General features: G+C 58.7%; 8 protein-coding genes and 1 tRNA gene. 6 read left to right on the top strand and 3 right to left on the bottom strand.

Annotation, left to right across the window (positions count from 1 at the left end; all coding sequences use genetic code 11):
• Window positions 1–2: 2 nt before the first annotated feature.
• Both PW789_RS12260 and PW789_RS12255 read right to left on the bottom strand, forming a co-directional pair.
• Entirely contained in the window at window positions 3–1700 is a 1698-nt protein-coding gene (locus PW789_RS12260; protein WP_299376647.1) for a PQQ-binding-like beta-propeller repeat protein, read from the bottom strand.
• 64 nt (window positions 1701–1764) lie between these two features.
• Complete coding sequence (locus tag PW789_RS12255) at window positions 1765–2541, bottom strand: c-type cytochrome (protein ID WP_299376644.1); 777 nt, start codon at window positions 2539–2541, stop codon at window positions 1765–1767.
• 596 nt (window positions 2542–3137) lie between these two features.
• Here PW789_RS12255 and PW789_RS12250 point away from each other — a divergent pair.
• The 3 genes from PW789_RS12250 to PW789_RS12240 all read left to right on the top strand — a co-directional run bounded on the left by PW789_RS12250 (window position 3138) and on the right by PW789_RS12240 (window position 7848).
• Window positions 3138–4298: a PepSY domain-containing protein gene (locus PW789_RS12250; RefSeq protein ID WP_299376641.1), complete on the top strand. Its 1161-nt coding sequence runs from the start codon at window positions 3138–3140 to the stop codon at window positions 4296–4298.
• 211 nt (window positions 4299–4509) lie between these two features.
• On the top strand, window positions 4510–6798 hold the full coding sequence (locus PW789_RS12245) for a TonB-dependent receptor (protein WP_299376639.1): 2289 nt from the start codon (window positions 4510–4512) through the stop codon (window positions 6796–6798).
• A 21-nt stretch (window positions 6799–6819) separates the two neighbouring features.
• The gene (locus PW789_RS12240) at window positions 6820–7848 is read left to right on the top strand and encodes a substrate-binding domain-containing protein (protein ID WP_299376638.1); all 1029 of its coding nucleotides are present in this window, start codon (window positions 6820–6822) and stop codon (window positions 7846–7848) included.
• Window positions 7849–8066: 218 nt separating this feature from the next.
• Here PW789_RS12240 and PW789_RS12235 read toward each other — a convergent pair.
• Window positions 8067–8158: transfer RNA gene (locus PW789_RS12235), tRNA-Ser, on the bottom strand.
• 885 nt (window positions 8159–9043) lie between these two features.
• On the opposite strand from PW789_RS12235, the gene queG reads away from it, so the two are divergent.
• From queG to PW789_RS12220, 3 genes are all read left to right on the top strand, one after another.
• Window positions 9044–10192 carry a tRNA epoxyqueuosine(34) reductase QueG gene (gene queG, locus PW789_RS12230; protein WP_299376635.1) on the top strand — a complete coding sequence of 383 codons (1149 nt, stop codon included), beginning with the start codon at window positions 9044–9046 and terminating at the stop codon, window positions 10190–10192.
• Between the two features lie 109 nt (window positions 10193–10301).
• The gene (locus tag PW789_RS12225) at window positions 10302–11321 is read left to right on the top strand and encodes a YihY/virulence factor BrkB family protein (protein WP_299376632.1); all 1020 of its coding nucleotides are present in this window, start codon (window positions 10302–10304) and stop codon (window positions 11319–11321) included.
• 2 nt (window positions 11322–11323) lie between these two features.
• Complete coding sequence (locus PW789_RS12220; protein ID WP_299376629.1) at window positions 11324–13504, top strand: SpoIIE family protein phosphatase; 2181 nt, start codon at window positions 11324–11326, stop codon at window positions 13502–13504.
• Window positions 13505–13550 lie beyond the last annotated feature (46 nt).

The raw sequence follows: 13550 nt of genomic DNA, 5'->3' as shown, positions 1-13550 counted from the left end.
ATTCACTTCGTTGGCTTTCGCCTGCCCGTCTTACCTGTGTGTATGCCTACCGCTGAGTCCGGCAGGCCGAATGTGAAAAGATCGCTTCCGGCTGCAATGGCAAAGTACTGTTTGCCATCGACTGCATAACTCATCGGAGACGCATGCACCTGCTGGCCGGTGTTGAAGTGCCAGAGGGAACGGCCGTCGCGCCCATCCACGATTTCAAACTCATCGGCAGGATTACCGAAGGCAACCAGCCCCGTTGCCGTGCTCATAACCCCGGCGAAGCTGCGCGTGTCGCCCACCTGCTCGTAGCTCCACACTCGTTTCTGAGTGCTTAGATCATATGCATTGAGAAACTTCCGGTTCAGCTCTGTGGGCAGATGGGTTGCTCCGGTCGAGTAGTACGCATGTCCCTCTTCGAAGCCTTCGGGCTTCGCCTTGTACACGCTGCAGTCTTCCTGCGAGATGAAGTAGAACATCCGCATGTGCTCGCTATATGTGGGGGAATACCAGTTTGTTCCGCCTGCATAGCTTGGGCACATCCGCGTGCCCTCCTCCATCGGGATCAGATCCGTGCGAATGGGGCGTCCGTTTGCGTCGATCCCTTTGGCCCAGTTTTGCACCTTCACAAACTGCGTAGCTTGGAGATACGCGCCTGTCTCTCGATCGAGCACATACAGAAAGCCGTTACGGTTTGCCTGTACCAACAGCTTTCGCTTCTTGCCTTTGAGGGCGGCATCAATCAGTACGGGTGTCTCGGTTGCATCGAAGTCGTTCAGGTCGTGTGGCGTGAACTGGAAGTGCCACTTCAGCTTGCCGGTATCGGGATCGAGAGCCAGGACGCAGTTCGTGTAAAGATTGTCGCCTTCGCGCACGCTGCCATCGAAGTCCGGTGAAGGATTGCTTGTGCCCCAGTAGATCGTGTTGAGCTCCGGGTCGTAGGTGCCTGGCATCCACGTTGTTCCGCCGCCATGCTGATAGGCCGAGCCCTTTGGCCAGGTCTCTGAGCCTGGCTCGCCCGGTGCAGGAATCGTCCAGAATCTCCACGCCTCTTTGCCGGTCGTTGCATCGAATGCCGCAATAAATCCGCGCACACCGTCGTCGCCGCCCGATGTCCCGACAAGAACTTTGTCCTTCACAACCAGCGGTGCGCTGGTTGCTCCGTAGTTCTTGTTTCCCGGAGCATAGGCCACATCCCAGAGCAGGCTTCCCGATCGCGCGTCCAGGCAGAGCAGATGAGCGTTGTCCGTCTCCATGTAAAGACGATGCCCCAGGATCGCGACGCCGCGGTTGATGTGCCCCGAAGCATCGTCGATGAGTCCCTGTGTCACGGACCGCTGGTGATGCCATAGCACCTTGCCCGTCACCGCATCGAGGGCATAGGCATCATTCGAGCCCGTCATATACATCACGCCATCCACGACGACCGGCGTGGCTTCGAGGATGCCTGCGTTGCGGCTGTGAAAGACCCACTTCACCATAAGCTGCCCCGCATTCTGCGGCGTCACCTGCGTGAGGCTGGAGTAGCGGCGTCCCGTGTAGTCGCCGTTATAGGAAGGCCAGTTCTGCCGGAGCGTTGTGCTGCGCAGCATCTCGGTGGTGACGATGCCGCTTTCCTGATTTTTTTCTTGGGCTATTGCTGATGCAACCCCACACGCGGCGAGCATGCCACACGCGGCAGACCGCAGAACGCTCTTCCAAAGCTGAGTGCTCATCTCGCACCCTTCGGTTCTGCGTAGGGCAGATACCCCGTTGCCTTTTTTTTGACCCGTGTTCTTATCACTGTTCACCGTGTTTGTTGCCCGCTGTTGCGGGATCGATCTTGCTGGCCGATAACACCAGGTAGCTGACGATGTCGTTCAACTGCCTCTCGGAGAGCCTGCTCTTGTAATCGGCCGGCATCATGGTGTGGCCCGTGTACGTCACCTTTACAGCGGACTTCGCGAATCTGTGAAAGCTCCCATCCTCCGTCTGAACGATGACCTTGAAGTTATCCTCTGACCGCAACACGCCGCGTAGAACTTCCGCACCATTCGCAACTTCTACGACTTCAGAGTTCGGCGTCACGATGGTGGCGGGATCGAGGATGGCTGTCCGTATCCGCTTCACCGGGGCACCGCTGCCGTAGGAGGAGAGGTCGCTTGCCATGAATCCACCCTCTCCGTGCATCATGTGGCATTTTGCGCATCCCGCTTCTCCGTGGAACAACGACCTGCCTGCGAACTTATCTCCCGTGACCTTTACCTGCCCTGTCCTCCCCTGCAGCTGTCGAAGGTATGCGACGACGTTACGAATGCCGTCATCGCCCAGATAGCCGAATGCAGGCATTCCCGCGCCCGCCACACCATTCCTCACAAAGCCAGCCAGGTCAGGGTCTGCCATAGAGCTGATATTGGGGTCTGTCGCGATGTCGGGCGCTCGCTCGCCGCCGCGGCCATCTGCACCATGGCATCCCGAACAGTTCGTCGCAAAGATCCTGCTGCCGGCAGAGGCGTCTCCCTGGGCTAGCAGCAGAGAGGGAGCGAATGCCAGCATCGCGATAAGCGCTACAAGCAAGTGCCGGACTTTCGACAGGAAATCGTTATACATAAAGTGGCTTTAGAACGGTCATATCTCAACTGGGAAGAAGTTCGCCATGCGCACGCAAGTCAGCTGCAAAGCAAAAGGCGGCATTCATTTTTTCGTTTGTAGGGTTGATATATCAGTGTTGCGTCTCGCTGGTCAATCAGCGTCCTCCCACGAGAGCTCATCCAGCTCAATACGGATAGGCGAACAAGCCCGGTTTGCTTTTCTCAAAAGATCCGGCTTGTGAGAGATGGAGGAGAGAATTAGAGCCGCCAAGTTCCAACCGGCGACTGCCGGTATCTATGGCACTCCACATCGTGGGGAGGCTTAAGGTTCGCTTAATGAATCCTATAGTTCAATCGGACTGAACGAGGACTGTTTTTGTCCTATATGATAAGAGCTACAAGTAAAGCCTCCTCGGCTGTCTTTTTGGCGAAGTACCGAAGGAGGCTGAGATCGACAACATTTGAAAGGCTGACGAATGCCCACCACTATAGATCATGTGGAGCACGATCAGCTATGGATGCCATCATGCGCCTTAGCAGCTTCGTCTTCTCTGGATCAGATCAAACGCAAAGCGGTGCGATATGACCGCTCGACGGATCCTCTTTTGGTTACACCTTTTTACTGGTATCACGGTTGGCAGCGTCGTGGCGTTTCTTGCCATTACGGGCAGCATCCTCGCCTTCCGGTCGCAGATCATCCGGTGGTCGGAGCATAAGTTTGTGTCTGCCGTGGCACCTGCACAGGGCTGTGTCACTCCCTCCCAAATTCTGACGAACACGGCCTCTCTTGGGTACGGTGCGCCATCCTCATGGATGTCGTATGCCGACCACCGGCCTACCGAAGTTGCCTTCCCGCACGGTAGGCTGCTGCTGGTCGATGCGTGCAGTGGGGCCGTGCTGGATGCGAACGCCGGACAATTACGCGGGTTCTTCGACCAGGTCCATGATCTGCATCGCTATGTCGCCTTTGTTGGCACGAAGAATGAAGGCTTGCGCTCGATCAAGAACGCTTGCGTACTCGCCTTCTTGTTTCTTCTGGTGAGTGGTCTGGTGCTGTGGTTGCCGCGGCAATGGACGTGGAAGCATGCGCGGGTTGGCCTGGTACCGAAGTGGAAGGGGCTTGGCCGTACCTCGGAGTGGAGCTTGCACACAGTGGTTGGCTTCTGGCTGTTTCTGCCATTGGTGACGATCGTGCTCACAGGACTGATCATGGCTTACGCGTGGGCGAATGGCCTGTTGTATCGCGTCGCGGGAGAGACACTGCCGCCGGCGCGTGCAGAGCGTGAAGCCAGGGCCGACGTACTTCCGGTGGAGCGTTACAAGGATCTCGACCGACTGATTGCCAAGGCTGCAGCGCAGGATCCGGCGTGGTCGAGCCTGATGTTTCGCATGCCGCCTGCCAGGGGCAAGGAGATCGCCTTTACGTTGGATGAGGGGAATGGTGGCGATCCGCGCACGAAGTCTCAGTTGTCGTTGACGCGTAAGACCGCGGAAGTCTCGAAGTGGACACGGTACCAGGACAACACGCGCGCAAGGCGGTGGCGGCTGCTGGCCCATTTCGTTCATACCGGAGAACTCTTCGGGATTGTCGGGCAGACCGTGTCGCTTCTTACAGCACTGGGCACCGTGCTGCTGGTGTTGACAGGCTTCTCCCTTTCGATTCGTCGCTGGTTTGCGTGGCGAGGCAGGAAGAAGCGTGCCCACAGAACACCGCAGAGCATGCGAAACAGCATAGCGGCTTAGCGACTGGGCAGCTTATAAACGCCGTGTCCCGGTGGTCTTTTGGCGAAGCACCGGGCAGGGTTGAGATCGACAAAACAACCTCTTGCATAGAGGGAAGGAAGACACCATGAGAAGGAACTATACAAGGGCTTTACTGCTGGCCCTGGGGGCCGGCCCGTTGGCTGCCATGCACGTTGCTGCTCAGACTGTGGATAGCGCCCCCGCAGTCTGTGTGGGAGCAAAGACTGCGGTTGAGCTGTCGGTCACGGATGCCCAGGGTGCATCTATTTCCGGAGCTCACCTCTCGCTCAGCTGCGGAGCGGCGGTAGAGGATGAGAAGACCAATGAGACGGGCGTCGCTCACTTTGAAGTACCTGCCGGGGCTTACATCGTGCATACCGATGCGGAGGGGTTCCAGGCGCAGGAACGGACGATCAACGTCATGGCGTCAGTCGCGGCATCGCATTTTGATATCACACTGGCTGTGCGATCGAATGCAGAGACCGTGACGGTCTCCGCGTCCAACGGGTCGCTTGTCGCAGCCACCGACATTGGTACGCGTACGGAGACATTGCTGCGGGATGTGCCGCAGTCGCTGCAGATTGTGTCGCGGCAGGTGCTGGACCAGCAGCAGGCGCGCAGCATGAACGACGTGCTGCGGAATGTCGCCGGTGTTGTGATTCCGTGGACGTCGGGTGGTCGATACGAGAGCATTACTATTCGTGGCTTTACGACGATGAACCAGTTCAAGGACGGTTTTCGGAACGACCCGAACTCGAATCGCGCGCCGCTGGAACTGAGCAACGTGGAACGGGTTGAAGTTCTGAAGGGACCTTCTTCGATGGTCTTCGGGCGACTTGATCCGAGTGGCGTCGTGAATGTCGTCACCCGTTCGCCAAGCCCAAACCGTGCCTTCAACGCGAGCTTTACCAGCGGTAGCTTCCGTTACAACCAACTCAATCTTGATTGGACCGGTGCGTTCAATAAGAAGCAGTCGGTGCTGTACCGGGTTACCGTGTCTGGACTGGATACGAAGAGCTTCCGCAACTATGTGTTTACGCAAAAGGCGTTTGTCGCGCCGGTAGTCACATGGGTTGTGAACCCCACGCTCTCCGTAAGGCTTTATAGCGAGTTTCTTATTCAGAATTCGGTGAACGACCAGGGACTGATTGCGGTCGGCACACGGCCTGCAAATGTTTCCATCAGCACCTACCTGAACGATCCCAAGCTCATCGCGCCGGACCGCCAGGGCAAAGTGGGCATCAGTGTCGATAAGACTGTAGGAAGCCATTGGGTGTTGCGCAGTTACGAGCGCAGCTCGGTCGGCGTGTCGATCTACAACTCGCGCGTCGCGCAGTCGCTTTCAACGAAAGACAATCGCACGATCACGCTGAACGACTCCACCTCGGAACAGAACTTCCAGACGCACTACTGGATAAACGAAGCCGTGGGACGCCTGCGAACCGGGCCGATCGGGCACACGATCCTGGGTGGTTTCGAACTTGATCGCGAGATCAATCCCAACTATGCAAAGGCGAGGCCCACTGCACTTGGCGCAGTCACGCTTGATCTCTACAACCCCAACTATGCAGCGCTGCCGGCGCGCGTTCTCGAGATGAACCTTTCGAACAACGCCGATGGTGCCTATGGCGGGTTCTACCTGCAGGATCAGATTGAGCTGCGGAAAAATCTGAAGCTGACGCTGGGCACGCGGTATGACATTGCCAAGACGATCACGGACACCTATTTCAGTGCTCGAGGCGCATATGTTCCGCACGTATCCGGCCGCAACACCGCGTGGTCGCCTCGTACCGGTATTGTGTATCAGCCAATGGAAATCGTCTCGCTCTATGCGACCTATGCGAAGTCGTTTCAACCGCAGATCGGCACGACGTTCGATAGCTCGCCCTATCAGCCTACGCGCGGCGAATTGATGGAAACGGGGATTCGCTTCACGAACCCATCGCAGCGCTACGTGTCCACGATCTCTGCGTATCAGATCAAGCAGACCAACGTGCTGACGGCTGACCCAGTGCATTCCGGCTATTCCATTGGCGTGGGAGAGCAACGCAGTAAGGGCATTGAATCGGACAACACACTTCAGCTCACTCGTAACTGGAACATCATCGCTGGATATGCGTACGACATCCCGCAGGTCACGCGAGATAATACCATTCCCGTTGGGAATCTCCTCGCAGGCGCTCCGCGGCACACCGGAAACTTCTGGACCCATTACACCTTGTCGAACGGCGGTCTGAAAGGCCTTGGTGTGGGTGCCGGTGTCTTTGGCTCCGGCCGTCGCTACGGTGACGCGAGCAACACGTATCTCACCCCGGGTTATGCACGTGTGGACACGAATCTATCCTATTCGCGCACACTGCACGATACGAGCCGGCTCAACGTCAACTTCAACGTGCAGAACGTTGGAGATCGCCGCTATTTCGAGGGCGGCAGCACGCGCTTTCGTATCGCTCCGGGAGCACCTCGCACCTTCATCGGTTCGATTACCTGGACTCGTTAGCTCTTGAAAGGAAATCACTAAATGTTTCGTTCTTTGTGGAAGTGTGTTGCTGTTTGTGGACTCTCGGGTGCTGCATTTGCGCAGACCGCTGTTCCTGCTTACAAGCCGACTCCGGTATCCGTGCCGGAAAATGCGTCGTATCTCACGCGCGAGGGCAGAGTTCAGATTGTGGGCAATGACGGGTGGGAGGACATGATGACGAAGTTCGATCAACTGTTCCTCGAAACGCATCCGGGATTCAAGCGGCAGTTTCAGCCGGTGATGAAGGGGAGCTCGGTTGCCATACCCGCTTTGCAGAGCGGTGTTTCGGCGATGGCTCCGATGGCACGTGCGATGTGGGAGGACGATCGCTTCGCGTTCAACCGTTTGCATGGTTATGACCCCGTCGACATTCACATAGGCTATGCAGCGTTTGGTCCGCGCGAAGGCCGCAAAAGTCCTCCGGGCATCTATGTGAATGCGAAGAACCCGATTGCCGGGCTGACGATAGAGCAGGTGCGCCAGATCTTTACGGAAGGTGCGAAGGGCGGCTCGATCACCCGGTGGTCGCAGCTAGGGGTGAAGGGGCCGTGGGCGAAGCGCGCGATTCACATCTACGGACTCGATCAGGGCAGCGGAGGAACGCTGGCATTCCGGTCACAGTTCCTGGAAGATCGCACCTTTGTTCGGACTTACGAAGCCCTGCCCAAACCTGCTGACATTGGAGATGCGGTTGCGGAGGATCCTTATGGCGTGGCGCTTATGGGATTCTTCGATGCATCGAGGATACCCTCGGTGCGTCCTTTGCCGGTCGCTGTTGCTGCAGGTATGCCGTTCCTATTGCCGACGTACGAGAACGTGTCGGCGGAGCAGGTTGCATTTCCCGCCTACCTGCATGTGTACATCGATCGCGAACCCGGCAAGCCTGTCGATCCGTTTGTGAAGGAGTACATTCGGATGCTGCTGTCCGGGAAGGGGCAGGCGATCATTGCGTCACAGAAAGATACTGACGAGGGATACGTTCCTCTGAACGAGGAAAAAATCGGCGCAGAGTTAAGAAAGCTCGACTGATCACTGGGCGTGATGGGTGGTATCCAGCCGTTACGCCCAGCATCCAAGGATGAAGGGAAGCCTCGCCTGCTCAAACCAAAGTGGAAGGGAAAGCAGCGCCATAGACCCAGTGCGTTACAGCCTGTTTCCTGCTATCCAGGTACTCTGCCGCAGGCGAACGACAGGCAAAACTATATGGTGGAATGTTTGATGTAAGTTTTTGATTTAAAGGGGTTTGATGGCGGAGAGGGAGGGATTCGAACCCCCGATAGCCTTGCGACTATGTCTGATTTCGAGTCAGGTGCATTCAACCGGGCTCTGCCACCTCTCCGTAGCATTTATCTTATCACCTATCTATAAGTTCGGGGCTTGGGGACATGCTGGTTTGGCCATGTAAGGCGTAATGGGTTACGACTGGGACAATGCGCCCTGCATTGTTGCCCTCGATGGTCGTGGATGACGCCGACGACATCTAAGCGGAGGACGGAACGCAACCTCGCAATCACTTCAATGGAGTGATCGGATTAAGCCGGAAATCGTAAGCGCCAGCTTCCCAAAAGAGGCATAGATCAAGGCCCCGGATCAAGCAGCGGGGTCTCTGCGCCGAGGCAGCGATAATGCCCAGCATTCATCTGAATGCTCACATCATGTGTATGAGGCGCGAGCTTCGGATTCTCTCAATCTGGTAACGGTGCGGCGTGAGCGACACTGCGTCTTTTCTAGCTTGGAGCCAATGTGCGGGCGCCCCGCGTGTAGCGATAAATGCGGCGTCTGCATTCCTTGCAGGAATAAGCCCCAAAGCTGATAAGGCGAAGATGTTTCTCCCAGCCTTCGCGGGGGGATCGGCGAAAAATTTTAGAGGCTCTACATTTCTTGCATGGAGAGGATGAGACGTAATTCATTCAGAGGCACCTGGGGAGGTGAAGTGCTTACACTTAATAAACTAGCAATGTGGCCTGGGTTTTGTCATGGGTACGAAGGTATATAGCTCTCTGGGCGATGTTAGATTTCCAACAAATGTGGTGAATGGAAAGCTAAATCGTACGAGAGTGATCGAGTTCTGCAAGTTCTTCCTGCCCGTGTTCCGGCGTGCGTCCTGAGTATTGCCGTTGCTGAAATAGAAGGGGATATCGCGTGCTGCCACCTCTCCTATTGACAACGATTTACCCTGAATGTGGCCTTGAGGCAACGGACCGGCAGGAGTATTCGAGTGGAGATGGCATGGACCGGAGATTTGCAGCAGACCGTGCGCGAACTCGCGCGCTCGGTTGGCTTTGATCGGGCCGAGGTCGCTTCTCTGGACGAGTCTCCCGGCCAGGCGGACGCACTCGATGCTGACCGCTTTTCCTCATGGATCGAAGCGGGCCACGCCGGCGAGATGGAGTACCTCAAGCGCCGCGACGAGCAGGGAACCCTGCTTCGCTCCAGTGTTCGGACTGCCATGCCCTGGGCGCGCTCGGTCCTGGTCTGCGCGATGAACTACAACGCCTCGGCGCCGCGCTCCATCGACAACGCGCCCGTAGACTCCGGCTGGATCGCACGTTATGCGTGGAGCGGCAGGGAAGAGCCTCAGGAATCCCCGGCAGGTGTTCCGGGCAGAACGCTTCAGCCCACCGATTATCACGATGAGCTTCTCAGCAGGCTTCGTGAGGTCGAGGCTCGCATCCATGAGCATGCCGCCTGCGAGACGCGCTGTTACGTCGATACGGGGCCTCTGGTCGAACGCAATATTGCTGCGCGTGCCGGTATCGGCTGGATCGGCAAGAACACCTGCGTCATCAATCAGCAACTCGGATCGTGGCTTCTGCTCGGGGTCATCGTCACCTCGCTCCCTGTCGCCGCCGATGCGCTTTCGATTCCTGCGCAGGATCGCTGTGGCAGCTGCACCCGCTGTATCGATGCCTGTCCCACGGATGCCCTGCTCGCTCCGCGCCAGATGGATGCCTCCCGCTGCATCGCCTATCTCACGATCGAGAAGAAAGGGACGATTCCCGAGGAGCTTCGAGAACCCATGGGAAGGCAGGTCTTCGGCTGCGACATCTGCCAGGATGTCTGCCCCTGGAACCGTCGCGCACCTGTCTCCGTAAAGCAAGGTATGGCGTCGCGGCCCGAGCTGGTGAACCCATCGCTCGCATGGCTGGCCTCGCTGGACGCGCCAGGATTTCGCCAGCAGTTCAAAGGCTCCCCGCTCGAGCGCACGCGCCGTAAACGCCTCCATCGCAACGTCGCCGTCGCCATGGGCAACAGCGGCGACCCGAGCTGCCTTCCGCAGCTGGAGCAGTGGAGCCAGGGTGAGGACGATGTGCTTGCCGAGACAGCTCGCTGGGCCGTACAGAAGATCCGCAGCTCGATATCGCCTTCCTGACGCCGCTACCTCCGCATGCTGCCTCTCGTACTCTGCTAGCATCGAAGCTGACCCACGCGCCTCTCCGGAATGCAGCAACCCGAAGTCGCATCGTCCCCGTCTTCTGGATATGTCTTCGATCGTTCCACGTACAACAAGGCCACCTCAGGAAGCGTCACCGCTGCCCAATGCCGCCCCGCACGACCGACAGGAGAATCGGCCGGAGCCGGACCTGCCCATCGAACAGGTTCAGCCCGCTGTTCCCAAATCAGGCGTAGGCGCACAGATCGTTGCGCTGCTGCGTTACATGGCGAAGACCGAGGTGCACACCTACGCCTTCAGCGTCGCGGCTAACGCCATCCTTTCGCTGTTTCCATTTATCGTCCTTCTGCTCACCCTCTGCCGCAGCGTCTTCCACTCCCGCAACATGGAGCAGGTGGTCGGCGACATGATGCGGGGCTTTCTGCCGGTGGGGCAGGACTTCGTGATGCGCAACATGCAGCTGCTGGCGCATCCCGGCAAAGGCGTGCAGTTCTTCTCCGTCGTGATGCTGCTCATCAGCTCCACGGGAGTCTTTCTTCCGCTGGAGGTGGCCCTGAACAACGTCTGGGGTGTGGGCGAAAATCGCAGCTATCTACGCAACCAGGCTGTCTCGCTCGGTTTGGCCTTCGCCGTCGGTCTGCTGGCGCTGGCCTCGGTGGGCTTTACTTCGAACTCCAGGACCATCCTTCCTCTGATCTTCTTCGGTCATACCGAAAATGCGGCCTATTACCTGACCGCCTCGTGGTTTTTGCGGATCTGTGCCGTCGGCGCGAGCATTCTGATCTTCTTTCTGATTTACTGGATTCTCCCGAACCGCAAAGTTCCGGCGCGTGCCGTCCTGCCGACGGCGTTAATCGTCGGTCTTTTGTGGGAGGTCGCAAAGTATCTGTACGTACGCGCCCTTCCGTGGCTGGATTTCCAGTCCGTCTACGGTCCGTTTTATATCTCGGTTGGCCTGATGATGTGGGCCTTCCTCACCGGCCTGCTCCTGCTCGCAGGCGCACAGGTATCGGCAACCCGCTATGCTCTCCGCGTCGCGCGACAGGCAAAGCGGGAAGAGGTAAAGAAGGCAATTCAGTCCGAAAGCAGCAGTCAGGGTAAAGAGTGACGATGCAGACGCAAGCAGACGCCGGGAAAAAAGGATGGAGACCACCCTCCGGGCTCGCCGGGGCCGCCTTCTGGCTGGCCTCATGGTTCTGTCTTCTGCTTCTGCTGCGGCTGCTTCCAGGCTCTATTGGAACCTTCTTCAGCATCGTCCAGATCCTCGTCGGCATCGCACTGGCCTGCGTTGCCATTCCGCTGGCGGTTCGCATCGTGCGCCGCAAGATGCTCTGGAGCCTGCGCAATAAGCTGGTCGTCACCTACCTGCTGATCGGCCTCGCTCCGGTCATTCTTTTCGTCACGCTCGTACTTATCTCGGCTTATGTCGCCGCCGGTCAGTTCTCCATCCATCTCGCCGACTCCCGCATTCAGGAAGAGCTGAACCAGATGGCGAACGAGAACTCCCATCGCATTGGCCACCTCGCTCAGCTGGTGCAGAGCCGCCAGGCGCTTCCGAATGGCGACTTGCCTGCCGATACGGCCAACGGCTCGACGACGACCCGCCTTCGCCTGCATCGGGACATGGCGGTCTATATCAACGGGGCCCCGTTCGACCCCACCCGCACCCACGGCAAGATGCCTCTTGGACTTCCGCCATGGGCCACCGAGCTTAAGGGCCATCAATTCCAGGGTCTGGTCATCGACGGCGACGATCTTTATCTCACCGTCGTCGATCAGGAGCGCATGAACGATGGCCGCATGATAAGCCTCGTCGACAGCCTGATCGTCGACAGCAAGGTGATGGACATGATCGCCAGCGGCCTCGGCCGCACGCAGATCTTCGCCGAGCCTCTGGGGGGCAGCGAGCCCGACTCCCTGAACGCCGTACCCAGCACCCCGCGGCCCTCCGGCAGCATCCGTGCCCGTGCCCGCGAGCGCGTCCGCGTAGCACGGCAGGCAGCCATCGTCGGCGGCGCACAGCCTCCCAAGGCCAGTCTCATCGACACGCAGGTCCACTTCCTCTCCACCATCGGCGTCGTCGACTGGGATACCGGCGAGCATGACAACATCCCCATCAAGGTCGACTCGCGTCCCTCGCAGCTCTACTACCAGCTCTTCGGCGCCTCGCTCGGCGGCATCGTCACCAGCGCCTATCGCGTCGGCCTTATCGTGCTCTGCGTTCTGTTCGCTCTCATTGAACTGCTGGCCCTCGTCATGGCCATCCGCCTCAGCAAGACCATGACGGCCTCAGTCTCCGATCTCTACGACGCCACGCTCCGCATCGACAAGGGCGACTTCAACCATCGCATCGGTGTCACCCGCGAAGACCAGCTCGCCGAGCTCAGCCGCTCCTTCAACAAAATGACCCTCTCCCTGCAGCGTCTGCTCATAGAGCAGAAGGAGAAGGAGCGCCTGCAGAATGAGATCTCCATCGCGCAGGAGGTACAGGCCAACCTCTTCCCGCGTCAGATCCGCAGCCTGCCCACGCTGGAGCTGCACGGCATCTGCCGCCCCGCACGCTCCGTCTCCGGCGACTACTACGACTTCCTCATCTTCCACGAAGAGGCCCATAACGGCGTCCCCGATCGTCGCGAGACCGGCGTGGGCATCGCCATCGGCGACATCAGCGGCAAGGGCATCTCCGCAGCGCTGCTGATGGCCACCCTGCACTCCGCCGTCCGTGCCTACCGCTTCGCCAGCGAGGAGCTGGTCTTCAGCGAGTCTGCCGTCGAAGGCCTGCTGGCCAGCCGCGACGAAAAGGGAGGAGACTGCGACGAGCTCTTTCAGTCGCCGGGCCGCATCCTCTCACTGCTCAACCGGCATCTCTACCGCTCCACGCAGCCGGAGAAGTACGCCACTCTGTTTCTCGCGCACTACGATGCGGATAGCTCCATGCTGACCTACTCCAACGCGGGGCAGCTGCCGCCGCTGGTGCTGGGCCGCGACAATGTTGTGCGCCGCCTCGACCAGGGAGGCACCGTCGTCGGCCTGATGGACGGCATGAGCTACGAAGAAGATCGCTTCCAGATGCGCTCCGGCGACATCATGGTCGCTTATTCCGACGGCGTGACCGAGCCGGAGAACGACTTCGGCGAGTTCGGCGAAGAGCGTCTCATGGAGGTGGTCAGCCGCTACCGCGACCAGCCCCTCCACGTCATCTCCAGCCAGGTCATGCAGGCGCTCGACGCCTGGATCGGCGCCGAAGAGCAGCCCGACGACATCACCCTTGTGCTCGCGCGACAGGTGTAGCGGCGTTCCTTACCCGCAGGCAGGGACGCCGCGTTCCAGCTTCGGC

It is taken from the genome of Edaphobacter sp. (genome assembly GCF_028283685.1).
Classification (GTDB): Bacteria; Acidobacteriota; Terriglobia; order Terriglobales; family Acidobacteriaceae; genus Edaphobacter.
This window is presented reverse-complemented; position numbering and strand designations above follow the sequence as displayed.